Raw genomic sequence first — 21,796 nt, forward strand, 5'->3', positions numbered from 1 at the left:
ATTTAAGCAATTTAGCTTAAGGAGGTCATTATGGAGTATTTATTTTTAGGAGTTTTAGGTGTTGGTAGTCTTTATTATATAGGAAAGAAAATTTATGGTGGAATTAAAGGAACAGATAGCCCCTGTGCTGGCTGTAGTGATCAGAGCTGTCCGGTAGCAGGTGGTAAAGAATATAACTTCGATGATATTGTGATTGATGATTAATTTTTTTAGCTTTAAATCTGAGTACTTTAATCAAGAAACGCAGACCCGAACTTTAGCTTCAGGGTCTGCGTTTATAGTATTCTCAGTAATTTCTAAGCAGCAGTTATTGTTATACCGCCTGTTTTTGAACCATTATTTCTTCTTCAAATTGAGTGCTGTTAATCTTTTTGATATAAATACCCATAGTTACAACTGCAATTATAATTCCGGCTGTAACTGAGAAACTGTAAGGCAGCTGGAATCCCTCTGGTGCATAGAGAATATAGGTTGAAGAAACACCGGTCATAAAGAAAGCTGGAATAGAAGCAATCCAGTGGTTTTTACCATGTTTGGCAAGCCACATTGCTCCGGCCCATAATACAACCATAGCTACTGTCTGATTTGACCAGGCAAAATAGCGCCATAAAGCATCAAAGTTGATCTGAGATAAGGCTCCCCCGACAATAAAAATTGGGATAGCAAGAATCAATCTATTTTTAACAGATTTCTGTTCCAGTCCAAAAATATCAGATAGGGTTAATCGCACACTTCTAAAAGCAGTATCTCCAGAAGTAATTGGAGCTGCAATTACTCCAAGCATTGCCAATACTCCACCGACAACTCCCATCATTGTACCTGTAATTTCGTGAACAACTCCAGCCGGGCCACCAAGAGAAGCCAGAGCTTCATTTAAGCCGCCAGTTCCTTGGAAGAAAGTCATAGCTGCAGCTGCCCAGATTAAAGCAACAATACCCTCAGCAACCATAGCACCATAGAAAATTTTACGACCTTCTTTTTCATTTGTAGTACAGCGAGCCATAATTGGTGACTGGGTTGAATGGAAGCCACTGATTGCACCACAGGCAATGGTTACAAATAATAAGGGCCACATAGGTAATTCACCCGGATGCAGATTATTTAAAGCAATATTTGGAATGTTGTAATCTCCAAAGATCAAACCTCCCCCGACTCCCAGAGCCATAATTAAAAGTGCCAGTCCAAAGATAGGATATAATTTACCAATAATCTTGTCTACCGGTAGGAAAGTTGCAATAAAGTAGTAGCCAAGAATGATTATCAACCAGACATTAACTCCCATAAAACCCGGTGTTAGATTTGATAAAAGTAAAGCTGGTCCGGTCATGAAAACTGTTCCAACTAAAACCAGAAGTACAATACTAAAGACTCTCATGATCTGTCTGATTGTGTCCCCAAGATTTTCCCCGATAATCTCAGAAATTGAAGCTCCTCCCGAGCGAATAGAAAGCATTCCAGAAAGATAATCGTGGACACCACCAGCAAAAATCGTACCAAATACTATCCAGAGAAAAGCAGTTGGTCCCCATAAGGCACCGGCAATTGCTCCAAAAATTGGTCCCAGGCCGGCTATGTTTAAAAACTGAATTAAAAATGCCTTTTTCCAGTCCATTGCCATGTAGTCCACACCATCTTCCATTGTCACAGCAGGTGTCTCCCGTTTTTCTTCGGAACCAAAAATTCTGTCAACAATTTTCCCGTATGTAAAATACCCAATAATTAAAACAGCTAAAGAAATAAGAAAAGATGCCATAAAAATATAACCCCCTATAAGTTTTTTTAATACATTCTAATTATATCTGGATCCGGGGATTATAAAAGCTTTTTTAACTGAATTGCAAAAATATTATACTCAATTACATTATTTAAGATTTAAGAGTTTATTAATTTGATCAACTTTAGAACGGCTAACCGGTATTTTGTGTTCTGAGTAATCTTCCATTAAGACCTGATATTTACCTTTAAACCAGGGAATAACAGCCTTAATGTATTTTAAATTAACAATATAGCTTTTGTGAATTCGAAAAAATTGCTCAGGCAGCATCCGCTCTAACTCCTTTAGTTGAAAGCCAGTCATATAAGAATTTTTGTGGCAGTGAGCCCAAACTTTTTTCTCTCTGGTAGAAAAATAATAGATATCTTTAAAATCAAGCATTAAATAATAATCTTTTTCCATAACAGCAATTTTGTTTAAAGATTTGTCTCTTTTGTCGGGTCTTATGCTGGCAAATAAGTTTTCCAGCTGTTGATTTATGTTATTATTTTGTTTAATTTCTTTTTTTATTTTTATCAGGCTTTCTTTAAAACGCTGATCACTGATTGGTTTTAAAAGATAATCGACTGCTGCCAGCTGAAAGGCTTCTACGGCATATTCATCATAAGCGGTGGTAAAAACAATATAAGGAGAATTCTTTTTCTCTTTTAGTATTCTGGCTATTTCCATACCACTGATACCCGGAATTTTGATATCTAAAAAAAGCAGATCTACCTGATTTTTATTTAAAATTTCTAGAGCCTTTTTACCATCCCCTGCTTCAAATAGGACCTTAAAATCTTTTTCTTGATTTATTAAGTATTTTATTTCTTCTCTAGCTGGTTTTTCATCTTCTACAATCATTGTTTTGATCATCAATTGGCTTTTCTCCTCTCAAAAAGAAATTCTTTTGGGATTTTAATTATATTTTTTGTACCTGATTTGGAGTCTGATTCGATTTTAAAATTAGCTCTGCTGCCGTAAATGGAGTTCAGTCTTTCTATGACATTGTTCAGGCCAATTCGGTCATTTTGGCCTGCAAAAATAGCTTTTATCTTTTCTTTTTCGATTCCACTTCCACTGTCAGATACTGTGATAATTAAATTTTGATCATTTTCCACAGCCGAAATAATTATTTTCCCACCTTTTTCTTGGGGATGGATTCCGTGTTTAATAGAGTTTTCAATTAGAGGCTGAATGATAAAAGGAGGAATTACAGTGTCCATTAATTCAGCACTGATTTTCCATTCAACTGCAAGTCTTTTATCAAGTCTGGCTTTTTCGATACTCAAATAGTCACGGCAGAATTCAATTTCTTCTGCCAGAGTTATCTGGTGAACATCTCTTTTTAAAGTTCTTCTAAAAATACCGGCCAGTTTGATTAAAAGTTCTCGGGCCTGGTCAGGTTTTGTTCTACAGGAAGCAGCAATTGCATTTAGAGAATTAAAAAGAAAATGCGGGTTGATCTGAGCCTGCAGGGCTTTTAATTCTGCTTCACTTTTTAATTCTGCCTGTTTGGAAAGTTTGGCCAGTTTAATCTGTGTTGCCAGCAGATCGGCGATTCCTTCAGCCAGTTTAATATCTAAAACAGTAATTTTTTCTTTGCTGCGGTACAGTTTAAGCAGACCGTAAACACTATCCTTTATTTTGAGAGGGGTTATAACAGCATCTGTTAGCTGACAGTTATTATGATTACAATTAATATCTTTTTTATGATCGACAAGAATTGTCTTTTTTTCCTGCATTGCTCTGTGGCTGGCTTCAGTTTTTATTTTTTCTCCCCTACGGTGATGGTCTGCACCGAGGCCGGAGAAAGCCAGAATTTTTTCGGTGTCTGTAATTGCAACTGCATCTACCTGACTTTCCTTTTTAATCATAGAAATTATCTTGGCTGCAGAGTCTGAGTCAAGACCATTCTGCAGTAAAGGCAGTGAACGGTCAGCAATAGAGAGAACTTTTTCTGCCTGTAAAGCTCTTATTTTTTGGTTATCTTCTTTAACTTTGTTTAAAATACTAATAAAAATTGAGATTCCCAGACTGTTGCTTAAAATCATGGGAATAGCAATAATACCTACCAGTTCCAGAGCCAGATTTAAGGGGCGGCTGAAAATTATAACAATTATCATCTCAATAGTTAGAGCAGCAGCACCAATTAAAAAACCATTTTTAAAATTTATTTCATTTTTTTTATATTTTTTGTGAAATAGCCCTCCAATTAAGCCAGTAGTGGTAGTACCAATTGCACAGGCGAGAGCAGTAAACCCTCCCAGAGAAAATCGGTGCAGTCCTGCTATTAAACCGGCGCTCATTCCTACTAATGGTCCACCTAGAAGACCGGCCATTAAAGCACCGATGGCTCTAATATTTGCATAAGCATCCATAATAATAATACCAAGAAAGGTACCCAAAATGGAAAGCACGGCAAAAAAGATAGTTAAAAATATTTTTTCATAACGATTAAAATTCTCTGAAAAAACGTGTTTAACACTGCTGAGACGGCTTAAAATATAGGCAAAAGTTACTATTACACTCATACTTTTAAATAAAGTAAATAATAATTCCAGGATTCTGTTGTTATACATACTGCACTCCTTTAAAAAGACTGATATTTTTATAAATAAATTAATAATTATCTAAGTAAATAATACTACAATAAATTTACTTATTCAAATAGTGGAAAAAATTGCTGGTTTTTGATAAAGGTTTGTAACTAAATTTGACTATAAGCAGCTTTTAAATGCCTGAAATTATAAGCGATTGCTATTAAGCAACTGACTTGATATAATTAAATTTAAAGTAAATAATTGATAAAATTTAGTTTTATATATTCTGGAGGGATAAGAATGAGTGAAGAAAAGACTCGTTATGAGTCGGGTAGAAGGATTTCTATAATAAGTCTAATCAGTAATAGTTTACTTGCTTTGTTAAAGATATTGATTGGTTTTTTTGCCAGCAGTACAGCTTTGATTGCAGATGGTTTTCATTCTGTTTCGGATATGGCTTCTACAATTATTGTAATGATCAGTATAAAATTTTCGGAGACTCCGGCTGATAAAAATCATCCCTATGGACACGAAAAAGCTGAAGCTCTTGGGACAAATATTCTGGCTGTTATTTTAATCTTAACGGCTGTTTTTCTTGGCCGGGATGCATTTTTGACAATATTAAGTGGAAACATAGCTGAACCGGGAAGTTGGGCACTGGTTGCAGCATTTATTTCTATAGTTGTGAAAGAAATTCTTTATCGTTATACAATTAAAATAGGTAGGGAAATAAAAAGTAAGGGTCTGATTGCAGATGCTCATCATCACCGTTCTGATGCTTTTTCATCTATTGCAGCTCTGATCGGTATTGGTGGCGCCAAACTGGGTTTTAGATTTCTTGATCCTCTTGCTGGTCTGGTAGTGGCATTTTTAATTTTAAAAGTTGGTTATGAGATAATGCGGGACACATCCTATGAATTAATGGACGGCAGGCCTGCCAGAGAGAAAATTGAGGAAATTAGAGAACTGGCAGACTCGATTGAAGGGGTAATGGGAATTTATGATATTAAATTGCGCAGTTATGGCCCCAGTTATATTGTAGATTTAAAGATTGTTGTCAAGGATCAGCTCTCTGTAGTTGAGGGACACAATATAGCCTGTCAGGTGGAGAATGAAATTATCGATAATAGTGATAATATTAAAGATGTAATGGTTCATGTCGATCCAGCTTCTATCCATTAAAATTGAGCAACAGATTTGAATTAATACAGGGGAGAATAAAATTTTGTTAAAAATAGTTATAGTTATAAATGATGTAATAGAAAAAAATAAAGTCAAATCACATCTTAATCGTGCTAAAAGAAAGTTCACCGGGATAGAATTTGAACTGGTAAAGGAGTTTGATGATAACCGTCAGGCTGTAAATTTTCTTTATCAGAATCCTGATATTGATATTTTGATTATTGAAAATGCAATAGGAGAAATTTTTTCTGGAATTGATTTAATCACTCTTGCAGAGAGTGAATTTCCAAATACTGGCGTAATTCTTTTAACTGGACCCGGTGAAGAACTAAATTTAGAGCAGTGTAGTGTTAATAATTTGCATTCCATAATCAAAAAAAGAGAAGATTACAGGATTTTTAAAGAAAATCTACTGCTGGCTCTTTTAAAACAGCGTCTAAAAAATAAAGAGCAGAGAAAAGAAAAAGAAAGATTAAATGATTACCGAACAATTATTGATCATACACATGATGCTATTTTTTTACTTGAAGTTGACTGTGATGAAAATATCTATTATAAAAGAATTAATGGTACTCATCAGCGCTTAACCGCTATGAGTAATGAAGAAATTAAAGGGAAAAAAGCGGAAGAAATTTTTAAGGAAGAGGTAGCTCAGAAACTGGAAGCAAATTACCGGCGATGTTTGCGCAAAAAAAGCCGGATAAATTATACAGAGAAAATCAAGTTTCCGGCCGGTAAAAAATTCTGGCAAACCACTTTATATCCAGTTGTAAGAAACGGAAGAGTAGAAGAAATAGTGGGTGCTTCTTATGATATTACTGATATGGAAGCTAAGCAGCAGAGATTGGATTATATGAAAAGACATGACAGGCTGACCGGTCTTTATAACAAAGAATATTTTAATCAGTTATTTGAAGAATTAAATAAAAATGAAAAAGATGATTTAGCCTTAATCATGCTCAATGTTGAGAACTTTCATTTAATAAATAAGATTTTTAGCTGTCAAAAGGGAGATCAGATTCTAAAAGAAATTGCTTCCATCCTGGCTCAAATTTCGGATAGTAATAAAATAGCAGCTCATCTATGTGCAGATCATTTTGCAGTCATTTTGAAAAATCAGAGTTTGCTTGAAATAGAAGACACTCTTAATTTTATCAAAAAAGAAGTGGCAAAACTTAATATTAAAGGGATTTATATTGATGTTGATGCAGTATTTCTTGAAAAAACAAATGATAAAATTAGTGCCCGAGATTTTTTTAATGATGGAGTTGCAAAAATTAATTTAAAGAGATATAAAACAAGTAAGGAAAGTAATTTTTACTGTTCTTTAGTAAATTATATAAAGAAGGATAATTATAAAAAACTGAGACAGAATAATCAACTCATAGAATTAACTCGAGAAACTGCAGATTTTTTTGAATTAAGTAAACAGGAAAAGAAAAAAATGATGCTTTTAGCCGGCCATCATGATCTTGGCAAACTGGCTCTGGACAAGAATATTCTTAAAAAAGGTGAAAAATTTACGGCTAAAGAATGGCATGAGTATCAAAAGCACGTTCTGATTTCTGCAAATTTTGTTAGTTACTATCATGATCTGGCTGAAATAACAAATTTAGTATTAGCCCATCATGAACATTTTGATGGTACAGGCTGGCCTAAAGGTTTAAAAGGGGAAGAAATACCTTATTTAAGCAGGCTGTTTGCAGTAATTAATTTTTATAGCAATTTAAATTCAAATCTATATTTCCCTTTACTTCAAAATAAGTATTATTTTGGAGCTTTAGAAGACAGAGAAATTATAAAAGAGTTAAAATATTACCAGGGAAAACTTTTTGATCCCCAAATTGTGGATAAATTTATTTTATTCCTTAAAGACCTGGATTGAGTGGATAATTACAGCTCAGACGACAGTTATCCACAAACTACCCACAAAACAGGTGTTTTATCCACAGTTGTTAACAATTAATCAACAAAAATTGTGGATTAAATACCGCAGTTACCAACAACTTATCCACAAATTGTGGATATTAAAAATGATTATTATTTATAATAAGCTTAAATAAATTTTATTCAGAAGCAAATCAGATTTAAAATATAAAATTTATAAGGAGGTTAAAATGAGAAAATTTTCGCGAATTAAATCAAGTGAGATTGGTCATACTCCTGGAACTTTGCATGGAATTGAAGAAGAAATCAATGCCGAAATAGAAATAATTCAGTTTAATGAAGAAACAGTAAAAAGAAAAGCTACTGAAAAATTCACACTTTCTTTAATTGAGTCAGGTTTTATAAACTGGATCAATATTACTGGAATTCATGATGTTGAACTTGTTAAAGAAGTAGGAGAAGCGATTGATCTGCATCCACTAACATTAGAGGATATTACAAACACCAGACAGCGTCCAAAAAAGGAAGAATTTGATAATTATATTATTACAATTCTCGATATGTTAAGCTATCAGGGAGAATATATCCAGTCAGAACAGGTAAGTTTAATTTTGCTGGAAAATACAATTATCACTTTTCAGGAAGCTCATGGTGATGATTTTAATCCTGTGCGAGTTAGAATAGAAGAAAATAAAGGCCAGATTAGAAAAAAAGGTGCAGACTATTTATATTATGCTTTACTTGATGCAATAGTAGATAATTATTTTAATATTTTAGAAAGAAATGAAGAGGTATTGGAAGATTTAGATGACCTGGTAGTTGCAGCTAAAACTGGCCCTGATACTTTAGAGATAATTCAGAACTTAAAACAGGAAATTGTTTTTCTCCGTAAAACTATCTGGCCTTTAAACACGATTTTTGGTAATCTTTACCGGGTTGAATCACCTTTATTGTCTAAAGAAACCGACTATTATTTGCGTGATGTGTATGATCATATTGGTCAGTTGATGGATGAAATTGATGTGGCGCGTGATATGCTTTCCAGTATGCTGGATATTTATCTTTCTAATAAAAGTAACAAAATGAATGAGGTCATGCAGTTTTTAACCGTAATTTCAACAATTTTTATTCCCCTAACGTTTATTGCCGGAGTCTATGGAATGAATTTTAAATTTATGCCGGAGCTTGATTACAAAATTGCCTATCCTGCGGTAATGTTCTTAATGTTAATTATTGCAGTGGTGCAGTTAATTTATTTTAAGAGGAAAAAATGGCTTTAGATCTACTAGCAATTATTTCCGCGGCAGGAACAGGGGCAGTAACCGGCTATTTAACAAACAATCTGGCTTTAAAAATGATTTTCAAAGAGTATGGCCCACTTGGGGGAGTGGTAATTAAGACTAAGGATGAGTTTATTGACAGTATCTCCGAGCTTGTAGAGAGAGATCTGATTAATCATCATACTCTTGAGGAAGAATTTTCGCGTCCGGAATTTAAAGAAAATTTTGCTCGAAGTTTAAGTGATTTTCTAAATATCTATCTAGATCAGAGAACTGAATCCAGTCTGTTAAGTGATATTCCAGCCTGGAAAGAAAACTACGAACTTTTTGCTTCACTGCTTGGCAGTAGTTCAGTTGAGATTATGCAGAAGAGTACTGAGAAATTAACTGAGGAGAAACTGGAAAAAATAATTGCTCAACCTGAGCTGCAGGCTTTACTGAAGCAAATATATCTTAAGATTATAAAAGAGGCAGAGAACAAAAACAGTCTAAAAAATATTAGTTCCGGGCTCTATCAGGAACTTAAAAATAAAAGAATAGATCAGCTTTTAAGTAAAGAAATTCAGCTTAAGTTAAAAGATTTTATCAAAGAAATAATTAGTTATTTTGCTGAAAATTATCAGAGTCTGGATCAGGAAAATAAAGCTGAATTTAAAGAAAAAATATTTGATCTTTTTAATCTGGAGTCTCTGGTCAGGGACTTAATGACAGAATTAAAAGAAATTAAAGTTGGTGATATATTTAAGAAAAAAGAAGAACTGGAGAAGTTGAGGCAGAACAAACTTCTGCAGCAGACTCTGAGTGAGATCCTCTTGAATTTTAAAATTGAAATTGATAATTCTGATTTAAAGATTGCAGATTTATTAACTGAAGAACTGGAAGACTCTCTGCTCACAGATCTAGCTGCTGTTATTAGTAAATCAGAAGATGATATTTTAGCACTGCTGACTGCTGAGGAAGAAGAGCTAAATAGTCTCATTTTAGAGGCTGTAGAAGCAGAAATTGAGGCAAGCAGCGGCTTTAAAGCTATGAGTCGCCAGGGTATTTACAGTAAGTATCAGGAGAACATAGAAGATTATGGTTTTCCTATTGCACATTTAAAGAGTTATATTTCAGAAAAGATTAATTCTGATAACCGACAGCTGGCAGAAACAGCTCTCGCGAAAATTAAAGACTATAAATTAAAGCAGCTGCTTAGAGGAATTGAATTTAAGGATATTTCGCTAAAATTAGAAAATATTATCTGGGATTTTTATCAGGTGAATCAGGATAAAAAAGTTATTGATCTTTTTTCAGAAGAACTTTTTCAGCAGCAGGTGATTGAAGACAAATTAACTGATCTTATTTTTTCTTTAATCAAAAAACTGGGAAGTTCTCCGGATTCAGTTGATATGCTGCTTGACTATCTGGCTGGATTTGAAATGCAGGATTTGATTAGCGAAGAGAATTTAATTAAAAAAGTGGAAGCTAACTCGGGACTGATTTATCAGCAGTTACGGCAGAATGATTTTGTAACTAAGGAGTTAAGTAAGTATCTAAATGATGAATTTTTTGCTCTGCTTAATTCGGAATTAAATCTTGGCCAGGATGGGTTTAAACAGGAAGCGGCAAATTACTTTAAAGAGGTGGAGAAAAATTTTGCCGACAGAGAATTAAAAGATATTTATCAATTATTTAAAGGAGAGGATACTGTTGTTAAGTTAACTGATTCAATTACAACTTTCTTTTATAATAATTTACCTGAGCTGATAGAAGGTCGAGTAGCTCAGGCAGCAGCAGCGAATCTACATCAGCTATCTGATCAGGAAGTTCAGCAGGCGATTGAAGATTTTATGGGGAAAGAACTAAAGCCAATTACTTATTTAGGTGCACTTTTAGGTGCTGGAGCCGGCTTGCTATTTTCTTTTAGTGGGGCGGAGGCGGCGATTTTTAATTCTGCTCCCATCTGGCTTAATTACTTGACTGCTGCAGTTTTGTATGGGGGTGTGGGCTGGCTGACAAATGTACTTGCTATCTGGATGATTTTTCATCCATATGAGGAAAAGCGAATTGGCACTATTCAGCTTCCATTTACTCCTGGAGTTGTGGCTAAAAACCGGAGTCGCTTTGCTGATTCTATGGGAAAATTTGTGGAAAAAGAACTGCTTAAAGCCGATTCGGCAGCAGAGATAATTGAAAATAATCGCAGTCAGATTAAAGAAACTATACTTGGATATTTTGAGCAGAACGATTATCAGCATTTTTTCGATTTAATTAAAGATAATAATGAGTTTCTGGCAGCTGAAGTATTTGCCAAAATTGATGAGATAATTTTAAATCTTGATTCAGATGATTTAACAAGACTTAAGGGTCCTTTTAATCAAAAACTAAACCAATTTTTGGATAAAAAGCTCTCTCAAATTAATTTTGTAGAAATGAGTAAAGATTATTTTGCAGATAACGAATTAGATTTTAGCGGGCTGCAGGACAGGCTTATTTCAAAGCTTGATTTAAGTAAGATAATTAAAGCTGCAGGCGGCAAATTTGACTTTGAGCTTAATTCTGCTCAATTAAAAAATCTGCTGCAGAATAAGGAATTGTATCCTTTTATGAAATTTATTATTCCCGAACTTCTAAATACAGATCTCAATTATGATTTTCAGGCCAGATTGCGACAGATTTTGGAAACTAATTCTGAATATTTTCTGGACCAGGGGATTGATTTAATCGACAGCCAGCAGCAAAAAATAGCTCAGCTGATTAATTTCAAAAAAGATGAGATTATTGAGGCAGAAAAAGAGAAAAAAGGTGGACTTTTAAAAAACACTCTGATTTCGGGAGCTATTTATATGGCGGATCTGGATGAATTTGTCGATTCTGTAACAGTAAGGGTTTTTAAGCGATTAAGAGAGGAATATTTTGTAGAAAAAAGATCCAGGTTAAAAGAACTTTATTTCAAATTACTGCAAATAATAGATGAGAGTGGGCTTTTAAGTAATGAAAAAATAGCATTAAGTCAGCTCTTAACCAATTTATCTGCCTCCCCCCGGGGATCCCAGCTAATAACAGAGGTTCTTTATCTGAGTGAAGCCGAAATTAATGAGCTGCTCGAAAAATGTTTGAAGGCTGAACAAGAGGGGTTAATGAACTTTAAGCTGGAAATAAAGGCAGCTAATCTTGAATATTTAGTTAATCAGAACTTAAAGCTGGAGCAAAAATTACAGCTGCTGTTGAATTTAAAAAGTCTGCTTACAGCAGAAGTAATTGAAGACGAGATAGCTCAGCTTTTAGCTGAGACTGATCTTCAGGAAGTTAATAAAGAACTCAGAGAACTAATTAATAGCTTAGATTTGATTTCTTTAGACTTAGAAAATGATCAGCAGTTAAAAGAAATATTAAATAAGCTTTCAGAATTAATTAATAATCCGGAGTTAAAGCAGGTGATTTTAACTCAGACAGCGTCAGATATTAGTGAGGGAGCAGTTATTCTGGAAGAAAAGCTGGACAGAGAAAGCTTGAAATACCTACTGGAATTATTTATAGAAAGTGGTGTTGATAGCTTTAAGGTTAATTCCGAATCTCTGCTCAGAAGTTTGGAGCTGAAGAAACTAACAGCCGAAGAAGTAAGAAAAATGAATCCGGCAGAGATTGAGGAAGTTTTTGATAGTTTTGCCGGTAGATATTTTACTCATCTTAAACAGTATGGCTGGTTTGGTGGTATTTTTGGTCTGCTGCAGCTTTTAATTAGAAGTATAGTTTAAAAAAGCAAAAAGAGGTGATAAATTTGAAACAGCAAATAAGATTAGTTTCGCTTTCTCTATTTTTGCTCATATTACTTTTAGTACCTTTTACTGCAGCAGCAGCTGAGGCGACTGTGGCAGTTACAATTGTACCTCAAATAGAGATGGTTGAGGCGATTGTTGGAGATAAAGTGGAAGTAGTAGAAATGATTCCAAAAGGGTTTAGCCCTTCTAATTATGCACCCTCTCCTGCGGAGATGAGGGCTTTTAATAAAGCAGGTATTTACTTTTCAATGGGAGTACCAGCGGATATACAGAACATTTTACCTCGGGCGGAAGCAGTGTCAGGACTCAAAGTTATAAAGTTATTTGAAGAAATTGAAGCTGAGTATCCTAACCGCTATTTTGGGGAGAGAAAGGAGCAGCCTGAGGATGAGGCTGCTAATGAACACAGTCACCAGGGAGGTCGTGACCCTCATATCTGGTTATCTCCGGACCGGGTAAAATATATGGTGCAGATTATGCGTGATGAATTAATTAAAATTTTACCTCAGTATGAAAATGAATTTAAAGAAAATGCAGCTCAGTATCTGAGCGAACTGGCTGCCGCTGACCAGGAAAACAGCAAATTGCTCGCCCCCTATCAGGGAGAGTCAATTTTGGTTTATCATCCTTCATTTGGCTATTTTACTGAACATTATGGCTTGGAAATGATGGCTATTGAAGAGGAAGGCAAAGATCCTGGTCCCCGTCATTTACAGGATATTATAAAAATGGCAGCTGAAAAGGGAATTAAAAATGTTTTTTATCAAGCGGAAATTGACAGTAGAAAAACAAGAGCCGTTGCTGAAGAGTTAAGTGGAGATATTGTAGAGCTAAACCCTTTAGCTGAGAACTATATTCAAAACTTAAAAGTTATGGCTCAAAAAATGGCAGCAGAGCTTGCAGAAAGAGATGATAAGTAGTGACTTATGCAGTAGAATTAGAAGATATTTCTGTAAATTATGGAGAACTGGAAGCACTAAAAAATATTAATCTCAAAGTTGAGGAAGGAGCCTTTTTGGGGATTATTGGCCCTAATGGAGGTGGTAAGACTACACTGCTTAAAGTTATTTTGGGACTTATTGAGCCGCAAAAGGGAACTGTAAAAGTGCTCGGCTATCCTTTAAATGAAACAATTGATCAGATCGGCTATGTTCCTCAGATCTCTAATTTTGATCGTAATTTTCCAATTAGTGTTTTGGATGTTGTTTTAATGGCAAGGTTGGGTGGTCGAGTTAGATTTTTTCATCAATATCATAAAGAAGATGTTAAGAAAGCAGAGGCTGTTCTGGATCAGCTTAATCTACTGCACCTAAAAAAAAGGCAGATCGGAAAGCTTTCAGGTGGCCAGCTGCAGCGGGTATTAATAGCCAGAGGACTGGCAGTGGAGCCTAAAATATTGCTTTTAGATGAGCCTACAGCCAGTGTGGATGCAAGCTCTACCTCTCAGATTTATGAATTATTAAAGGAATTAAATAAAGAAAAGACTATTATAGTAGTTACTCATGATATGGCAGCAGTTTCCTCTTATTTTGACAGTCTTGCCTGTTTAAATGAAAAATTATATCACCATGGAGATAAACATCTGGACCCGGAAACTACAGAACAGGTTTTCGGCTGCCCGGTTGATCTAATTGCTCATGGTCATCCTCATCATGTATTTGCACCACACGGAGAGGAGGCCAAAAATGATTGAAGCAATTTTGGATTTTAATTTTATGCAAAATGCCTTTGCTGCAGCTGTACTTGCAAGTATTGCCTGTGGTCTGATTGGAACAATCATTGTCGAAAAGAAGCTCGTAATGTTGAGTGGAGGCATTGCGCATACGTCATTTGGTGGGATTGGTCTTGGTTATCTTTTAAATATAGAGCCTATTTATGGAGCTTTTGCTTTTGCGGTAGGAGCTTCTCTGGCTATTGCTTCTATTCGCCGTAAAATAGGAACCGGATCTGATACTTTGATTGGAATGTTCTGGTCACTGGGGATGGCGCTGGGGGTTTTATTTATTGGCTTTACTCCTGGATATCCACCGGATATTTCTTCTTATTTATTTGGAGATATACTTACAGTTAGAAGAGTAGATGTCTGGATGATGGGAGCGCTGACAGTCTTTATGCTGCTGGCAATTATTAGTTTATTCAATTATTGGAAAGCTTATTTATTTGATGAAGAGTTCTTGCGAGTATTGGGAGTTAAATCAACTCTGCTCGAAAATTTTCTCTTTATTATGATTGCGCTCGCAATAGTAATTTTAATTAGAGTTGTGGGGATAGTACTGGTCATTGCTCTTTTAACAGCTCCTCCGGCAGCAGCCAGATTATATACAGAGGATTTAAAAAAGATAATGGGGCTTGCAGTTGTTTTTGGACTTATTTTTTCTTTCAGCGGTCTAACTTTCTCCTATTATTATGATCTGCCTTCAGGGGCAGTTATTATTATTACAGCTGCCTTATTTTATTTTGGTTCTGTAGTAGTAAGAGGAAGTAATGAATAAAATATTTCTCAAAAACAAAAAGTTAGTATTTTAAAGAAATTGCATCTTTAATTGGGGCTTAGCTTTAAATTTGTCTGGAGATTAGAATTTAAATATTTGTGATTTGTGCTCAGATGTATTAAGATAAAAATAGTTAATTAAAAATTGAATAGTTTTAAATAAGGGTTTCAGTCATTATTTTGGTGTTACAGCGGAAATAAATGGCTGGATTAAAATGGGAAAGAGGTGAAAAACCTCTGCGGTCCCGCCGCCGTAAGGTTTAAAGATAATCAAAACTGCCACTGGGAAAACCGGGAAGGCTAATTATTAACTAAACTGAGCCGGAAGACCTGCCTTTATTTGTAAACACCATAATCTCACGGGTCATGAGGGGGTGTTAGAGCAGAAATTTATTTAAGTTGGATTGATTAAACTGCTGCCAGTTAAAGCTGAAATGTAAATTCTTTAGTTTATTATCTGACAATTGCAGTTTATCCAGGTTAAAAGTGAGTATCTGATTTAAATAAATTCTGACAGCTAACTTAAAGTATTAATCCCTTTCGTACAGAGCCTGTGTGGAGGGATTTTTTATTTATATAGTTTTTAGATTAAAATAATAAAATATAGCACAAATATAAGTTCGTAAAGGGAGGAATTATGAATTTAGATTATGTAAAAAAACGTGATGGGAAAAAGGTAGAATTTAAATCGGAGAAGATTGAAAATGCAGTGACAAAAGCAGCTGCAGCAGTAGATCAGGCTGATCCTCAAATTGCTTCAGAGATAACAGCTGAGGTAATATCTTATTTAAAGATATTTTTCAAAAACGGAGGTACAGTTGAGGTAGAACAGATTCAGGATCTGGTGGAAAAAGTTTTAATCGAAAAGGGCTATGCCGAGATTGCAAAGGCGTATATTCTCTATCGGGAACAGCACAGCAAGCTTAGAGACAGCAAAAAGCTTTTTGCAGATGCAGTTAATATTATGGATGACTATTTAGACCGCAGTGACTGGAAGGTCAATGAGAATTCGAATATGAGTTATTCACTCCAGGGACTAAATAATTTTATTGCCTCAGAAGTAACCGGTCAGTACTGGCTGCAGGAGATTTATCCCAAAGAAACTGCGGAGCTGCACAGTAGTGGTGATCTGCATATTCATGATCTGGGTAATTTAAGTGTTTATTGCTGTGGCTGGGATTTAGAGGAGCTTTTAAGAACAGGTTTTAGGGGAGTTCCCACTAAAATTGAAAGTGCTCCCCCCAGACATTTAAAGACTGCACTTGGACAAATTGTAAATTTTTTCTATACACTTCAGGGTGAGAGTGCGGGAGCTCAGGCCTTTTCCAATTTTGATACCTATCTGGCACCCTTTATCGCCTATGATGACCTTAATTATGAAGAAGTTAAGCAGTCTATGCAGGAATTTCTATTTAATATTAATGTACCAACTCGGGTTGGATTTCAGACTCCCTTTACTAATATTACTATGGATCTTGAAGTTCCCTCTTATTTAAAAGACCAGTCAGTAATTATTGGGGGAGAATATCAGGATAAGACTTATGGTGAATTCCAGCCAGAAATGGATATGTTTAATCAGGCTTTTGCTGAGCTGATGATGGAAGGTGATGCAAAAGGCAGAATGTTTTCTTTTCCAATACCTACTTATAATATAACAGAAGATTTTGAGTGGGACAACGAAAAGCTTGATCCAGTCTGGAAAATGACAGCTAAGTTTGGTATACCCTACTTTTCTAATTTTGTTAATTCTGATATGGATCCAGAAGATGCAAGAAGCATGTGCTGCAGATTACGTCTGGATAATAAGGAGCTGCGTAAAAGAGGTGGAGGCTTATTTGGTGCTAACCCAATGACGGGTTCAATAGGTGTAGTGACCTTAAATATGGCCCGGATCGGTTATCAGTCTCAAAATAAGGAAGAGTTTATGGACAGAGTATATTATTTGATGGATCAGGCAAAAGAGAGCTTAGAAGTCAAGCGCAAGGTCTTAGAAACTCTAACTGATCAGGGTCTATATCCATATGCTAAATTTTATTTAAGAGATATCAAAAAACGCTTTGATCAGTACTGGAAAAATCACTTTAATACAATTGGTTTAAATGGAATGAATGAGGCTTTACTGAATTTTATCGGCAAAGATATTTCAACTCCCGAAGGTCAGAAATTATCACAGGAAGTAATGGAAAAAATGAGGGAGAAACTGCAGCAGTATCAGGAAGAAACAGATAATCTATTTAATCTGGAAGCAACTCCAGCTGAAGGTACAGCTTACCGTTTTGCTCGACTGGATAGAAAGCAGTTTGGAGACAGAATAGTTGCTGCCAATCAGGAGCGCGTTATTAAAGAAAATGCAGAGCCCTACTACACCAACTCTACTCAGCTGCCTGTAGGTTTGACAGACGATATTTTTACAGCTTTAGAGCTGCAGGATGAACTGCAGTCACTTTATACTGGTGGGACAGTTCTCCATGGATTTCTGGGAGAAAAGATAGATTCTATTGAGGCCACCAAAAAACTGGTTAAAAGAATTGCAGAAAACTTTAAACTGCCCTATTATACTCTGACTCCATCATTCAGCATCTGCCCGGTCCACGGTTATTTACCGGGAGAACACGAATACTGTCCTAAGTGTGAGGCAGAATCTGCTGCTGAGGAAATAGAGATGGCAGAAAGTGCTGTGAATTAAATGAGATTAGCGGGTTTGCAGAAGACCTCGGTGATTGATTTTCCCGATCAAATTTCAGCTGTTGTTTTTACTCAGGGTTGTAATTTTCACTGTCCTTACTGTCACAACAGTCAGCTCATTAAAAGGGAACTTCCTCCTGAACAGGAACTAATGCCAGAAAAATATTTCTTTAATTTTTTAGAAAATAGAAAAAAACTACTGGATGGAGTAACTATTACAGGTGGAGAACCCTTACTGCAGCAGGATTTAAAAGAATTTATGTTGAAAATAAAAAATGATTATAATCTGCTGCTTAAGCTGGATACTAATGCATCCAGTTTTAAGAAACTCCAGGAAATAATCGAAGCAGGAATTATTGATTATCTGGCAGTCGATATTAAGTTTGGCTGGGCTAGATATCAGGAGCTTGCTCCTTTAACTGTGATAGAGGATATTAAAAAATCCGTAGAGTTAATTATTAATTCTGATTTGAATTATGAATTTAGAACTACTGTAGTTCCGGGCCTTCACAATCAGAGTCAAATCCAAAAAATTGCTGCCCAGATTAAAGGAGCTGATAAATACTTTATTCAAAATTTTAGACCTGTTAATACTCTGTCACCAGACTTAAGGGAGAGCAGGAGTTTTGCGCCTTCTAAACTCCAGGAATTCAAAAAGACTGCAGAGGCATATTTGAGAGAAGTTAATATAAGAGACTAATTTTAGTTCAGTTCTGAAACCGCTGGTGCTTGTTATTTTTGCGGCTGTCAGCAGACAGCATATAATTATTAATTTATAAATGGAGGTATAAAAAATGGCTAAAAAACAAAAATGTGAGGTTTATTCGCGAGTTGTTGGTTATCTTTCTCCTGTATCAGAATGGAATAAGGGTAAAAAAGAGGAATTTAAAGATCGGAAGACTTTTAAGTACAGCGAAAGTAAATAATCCGGTTTAGCTGTTGATAAAAAGAAAATATAATTATGAAACATAATTTAAGGACTATCATAGTGATAGTCCTTTTATTTTTGGTCTTATTTGCAGGAATTTACATATTTAGCGAGAAAAGAACTAAGTGGAAGTAATTTTTGTAATAATAGGACAACTTAGAGGTCTTTAGTTTTTAGTGGAAGGGTGTAGAGATTGCAGGTAGAGAGAAAAAAATGTCAGGATGCCGAAGAATTAATAGAATTTTTTAAATCACTGAAGGATTCGCCGGCTCAGATAATTCAACTTTTTTCATCCAGATCTGAGAAAATTAATAAAAAAATAATAACTGCTTTTAATCGCTATTTACCTCTTTCCACTTTAATGGGGGTAACTGCAGAAGAGGTGATCTCTGAAAATCAGGTGCAGTTAAATTATTTGACTGCTGTGGCACTGCGTTTTGAAAAAAGCAGTTTTAGGTTGTTAAGAACAGAATCAGACAGTGTAGAAAATGCCAGAAAAATTATGAAGTCAATTGAGGCTGATACTAAAGCAATAATAATTTTCTCTGATGACCAGTTTAATAATGGTGATCAGCTTGTAAAAGAGTTGAATAAATGCAGTTCGGAGCTTATAATTGCCGGCGGACAGGCTGCACCAGGTTTTGAAAATGAGTCGGGTTATGTTTTTGACAGATCTGGGATAATTAAAAAGGGAAGCCTGGCTCTTATTCTTAATGGAAGTCAGCTGAAGGCAAAGTGGAATTACAGTATGGGCTGGGATAGTATCAGTCGAGAAATGGAAATTACAAGAGCAGAAGACCAGGTGGTTTATGAGCTTGATGGTAGAAATATCTTTCAAGTTTATTCTGAATTTCTGGGTGAGGATATAAAAAGCAAACTACCTTCTATAGCTGTTACAAAATTTCCCCTGGTATTTAACCGTGGTTTTAAAAATGCTCGTTCTGCAATTGAAGTAGTAGGGGATGGCATTAGATTTTCAGGAGAACTAAAAGTTGGAGATCGAGTTAAGATTTCATATGGTAGTTTAAATAAAATTTTAGCAAATTCAATGCGGCTGCAGAAAAATCTAGATTTTCATCCGGAGTTTTCCTTTATTTATTCCTGTTCTGGAAGAAGTCAGTATTTAAAATCTCTTAACTCAAATTTGAGTGAGGAAATTAAGGTTGTTCCATCTCCTAAAGCGGGATTTAGTACCAAGGGAGAATATGGAATAATAGATAATAGCTATGAATTCTTAAATATTACGACCACTGTGCTTTACTTAAGTGAAAAAAAGGAAGTTGTACATAAAAAAATTGAATTTGATACCGAAAAACCAACTGTGAAAACAGAACATTTATTTCATCTTTCCAAGAAAGTAGTTTCTGAACTGGAAATGATTAATGATAAAATGCGAAAAGCCAATCAGGCTACTGGAAACCATAAGGTAGAAGAGACAGCTGCCAGTCTCTTTAAAATGATTTTTGAGGAGCGCAATTATACGGGCGGCATAGTTATAAAAGAAGCAGAAAATTTGACCAAAATTTATCTTGATGAGAGCCTGGGAGCTGCTGCTTATGATATTTTTAAAAGTTTTTGGCAGCAGAGACCAGAGAAAATAAGTCGAAAAGAGAATATTTTGGGATTTGAAAATGCTTTTTTAATCCCTCTAACTAAAGAAGTTGAAGCGCTGATGATTATTTTAAGTAATGAAGTTGACCTGTATGATATCAAAAAAAATCATCTTTTTATTGAACAGATTCCAAATTATTTAAAAAAGGCAATTTTATATGAGAGTCTGGAAAGAAACCTGGCCAGTCTTTCAACACTGGAACAAACGTCTGATTTTTTATACTCAACACTGGATTTAGATTTGCTCTACGAAAGAATTCTGGACATAATCGTTGGAACTATGGGAATGTCTGCTGCAGTCATTTTCAAAAAAGACGAAAACAAATTAAAGATGATGAAAAATATAAATGTAAGAGAAAACAGTGAATTATATTTTTATTTGAAAGGTCATTATAGAGATATTGCAGCCTCTGATCAGATTCTGATAGAAAATGAAGTTGATCTTTTTGAAAATATCGAAACATTAGTTGCGATTCCAATAAATTTAAATGATTATCAGGGTATTTTATATGCAATGCAGTCTAAATATCAGCAGTTAATAAATGAAAATCAGAAAAAGTTTATCAGAACTCTGGCCAATCAAATCAGAGTCAGTATTCGCAACGCCTTAAACCATCATAAAGTAAAAAGACTGTCCGTTACTGATGGGCTGACAAACCTCTATAATCATTCTTATTTTCATAAGCAGCTGCAGCAGAAAGAGGGAGAAAAATTTTCTGTGGCAATTATGGATATTGATAATTTTAAGGATTTTAATGATCAATATGGACATCAGGCTGGAGATCAGGTACTGCGAAAATTATCTGAAGTTTTAAAATCTGAAATTAGGGAAGATGACATTGTTGCGCGTTATGGTGGAGAAGAATTTGTAATCTACTTTAATCTGGTTGATCAAAATACCCTCTCAAGAGTAATTAATCGGCTAATGCAAAAAATAAGGAAACTTGAAGTTAACTTTGATGGTGAGATACTTAAAATTACAGTTTCAATTGGGGTTGCTGTTAATTGTGACGGCAAATATTCTCCCGAAAAATTAATCAAGCAGGCAGATACAGCTCTTTATATTGCTAAGGGTGCAGGTAGAGATATGGTCAAGTTTTATAGAAATCTTGCATAAATCAGCTGACAATTTGTTGAGAAACTGGCAGTAATAAACCCTTGAAATGGATTTTTTCTTATGCTATAATAGTCATCGATGGGTGAAGTTTTAACTGAACGAACCCCAAATATAGAATTATTCCTAGGGGGAATGAATTAATATGATTTACACAGGTAAAGTAAAATGGTTTGACGCGAAAAAAGGTTATGGTTTTATTGAAAGAGAAGATGGCGACGATGTATTTGTACACTTCTCAGCTATTCAGGACGAAGGTTTCAAGACACTTGAAGACGAACAAGAAGTAGAATTCGAAATCGTTGAAGGCGACCGCGGTCCACAAGCTGAAAACGTTGTTAAGTTATAGAGTTTAAAACTGTATAAACTGCAACAACTTACCCCGTCCAGGGATCTGGGCGGGGTTTTAATAGTTTACAGGTGTACAGGCGCCGTGTACCACCCGAATTATGTAGAAAAAAGTCTAAATGTTTATAGCGGATAAAAATTTTCTCCGGCAAATAGAATTTAATGTAAATAAGATTAAATTTATGATAAGATAATGAATAAGAAGAATTT

The 21,796-nt window shown here is 35.1% G+C and carries 15 protein-coding genes, 1 pseudogene and 1 riboswitch; of the genes and pseudogenes, 13 read left to right on the forward strand and 3 right to left on the reverse strand.

Going from position 1 to position 21,796, the window contains the following annotated elements; genetic code table 11:
* The first annotated feature begins 30 nt into the window (after positions 1–30).
* Complete coding sequence (locus BW929_RS15365) at positions 31–204, forward strand: hypothetical protein (protein ID WP_199505744.1); 174 nt, start codon at positions 31–33, stop codon at positions 202–204.
* A gap of 109 nt (positions 205–313) precedes the next feature.
* Here the strand turns inward: BW929_RS15365 and BW929_RS10620 are convergent, their stop codons facing one another.
* From BW929_RS10620 to BW929_RS10630, 3 genes are all read right to left on the reverse strand, one after another.
* Entirely contained in the window at positions 314–1,753 is a 1,440-nt protein-coding gene (locus tag BW929_RS10620; RefSeq protein WP_076545472.1) for a carbon starvation CstA family protein, read from the reverse strand.
* Positions 1,754–1,861: 108 nt separating this feature from the next.
* Complete coding sequence (locus tag BW929_RS10625; protein WP_076545509.1) at positions 1,862–2,629, reverse strand: LytR/AlgR family response regulator transcription factor; 768 nt, start codon at positions 2,627–2,629, stop codon at positions 1,862–1,864.
* On the reverse strand, positions 2,629–4,335 hold the full coding sequence (locus BW929_RS10630; RefSeq protein ID WP_076545473.1) for a LytS/YhcK type 5TM receptor domain-containing protein: 1,707 nt from the start codon (positions 4,333–4,335) through the stop codon (positions 2,629–2,631). The genes BW929_RS10625 and BW929_RS10630 overlap by 1 nt, the downstream gene beginning before the upstream one ends.
* A 261-nt stretch (positions 4,336–4,596) precedes the next feature.
* On the opposite strand from BW929_RS10630, the gene BW929_RS10635 reads away from it, so the two are divergent.
* The 12 genes and pseudogenes from BW929_RS10635 (at position 4,597) to BW929_RS10690 (ending at position 21,587) form a co-directional block, all read left to right on the forward strand.
* Entirely contained in the window at positions 4,597–5,478 is an 882-nt protein-coding gene (locus BW929_RS10635; RefSeq protein WP_076545474.1) for a cation diffusion facilitator family transporter, read from the forward strand.
* A 43-nt stretch (positions 5,479–5,521) separates the two neighbouring features.
* A complete protein-coding gene (locus tag BW929_RS10640) occupies positions 5,522–7,363 on the forward strand; it encodes an HD domain-containing phosphohydrolase (RefSeq protein WP_076545475.1) in 1,842 nt (613 codons plus the stop codon).
* A gap of 232 nt (positions 7,364–7,595) precedes the next feature.
* Positions 7,596–8,645 carry a magnesium/cobalt transporter CorA gene (corA, locus tag BW929_RS10645; protein WP_076545476.1) on the forward strand — a complete coding sequence of 350 codons (1,050 nt, stop codon included), beginning with the start codon at positions 7,596–7,598 and terminating at the stop codon, positions 8,643–8,645.
* On the forward strand, positions 8,636–12,385 hold the full coding sequence (locus BW929_RS10650; RefSeq protein WP_076545477.1) for a DUF445 family protein: 3,750 nt from the start codon (positions 8,636–8,638) through the stop codon (positions 12,383–12,385). Before corA ends, BW929_RS10650 begins: the two co-directional genes overlap by 10 nt.
* 23 nt (positions 12,386–12,408) lie before the next feature.
* Positions 12,409–13,329 (forward strand): metal ABC transporter solute-binding protein, Zn/Mn family, encoded by a 921-nt coding sequence (locus BW929_RS10655; RefSeq protein ID WP_233493648.1) that lies wholly within the window; start codon positions 12,409–12,411, stop codon positions 13,327–13,329.
* Positions 13,329–14,102, forward strand: coding sequence for a metal ABC transporter ATP-binding protein (locus BW929_RS10660; RefSeq protein ID WP_076545478.1), 774 nt, complete (start codon positions 13,329–13,331; stop codon positions 14,100–14,102). Before BW929_RS10655 ends, BW929_RS10660 begins: the two co-directional genes overlap by 1 nt.
* Positions 14,095–14,901 (forward strand): metal ABC transporter permease, encoded by an 807-nt coding sequence (locus BW929_RS10665; RefSeq protein WP_076545479.1) that lies wholly within the window; start codon positions 14,095–14,097, stop codon positions 14,899–14,901. Before BW929_RS10660 ends, BW929_RS10665 begins: the two co-directional genes overlap by 8 nt.
* A gap of 163 nt (positions 14,902–15,064) precedes the next feature.
* Positions 15,065–15,252: riboswitch (cobalamin riboswitch) on the forward strand.
* Positions 15,253–15,537: 285 nt separating this feature from the next.
* On the forward strand, positions 15,538–17,586 hold the full coding sequence (locus tag BW929_RS10670; RefSeq protein ID WP_076545480.1) for a ribonucleoside triphosphate reductase: 2,049 nt from the start codon (positions 15,538–15,540) through the stop codon (positions 17,584–17,586).
* Positions 17,587–18,285 (forward strand): anaerobic ribonucleoside-triphosphate reductase activating protein, encoded by a 699-nt coding sequence (locus BW929_RS10675; RefSeq protein ID WP_076545481.1) that lies wholly within the window; start codon positions 17,587–17,589, stop codon positions 18,283–18,285.
* 106 nt (positions 18,286–18,391) lie between these two features.
* Positions 18,392–18,511 (forward strand): annotated as a pseudogene (gene nrdD, locus BW929_RS15145) (anaerobic ribonucleoside-triphosphate reductase); the annotation flags it as partial.
* Positions 18,512–18,706: 195 nt separating this feature from the next.
* Positions 18,707–21,241 (forward strand): diguanylate cyclase, encoded by a 2,535-nt coding sequence (locus tag BW929_RS10685; protein ID WP_076545483.1) that lies wholly within the window; start codon positions 18,707–18,709, stop codon positions 21,239–21,241.
* Between the two features lie 142 nt (positions 21,242–21,383).
* Complete coding sequence (locus BW929_RS10690; protein ID WP_073157311.1) at positions 21,384–21,587, forward strand: cold shock domain-containing protein; 204 nt, start codon at positions 21,384–21,386, stop codon at positions 21,585–21,587.
* The last annotated feature ends 209 nt before the right edge of the window (positions 21,588–21,796 follow it).

This window comes from Halanaerobium kushneri, from assembly GCF_900156285.1.
GTDB classification, from domain to species: domain Bacteria; phylum Bacillota; class Halanaerobiia; order Halanaerobiales; family Halanaerobiaceae; genus Halanaerobium; species Halanaerobium kushneri.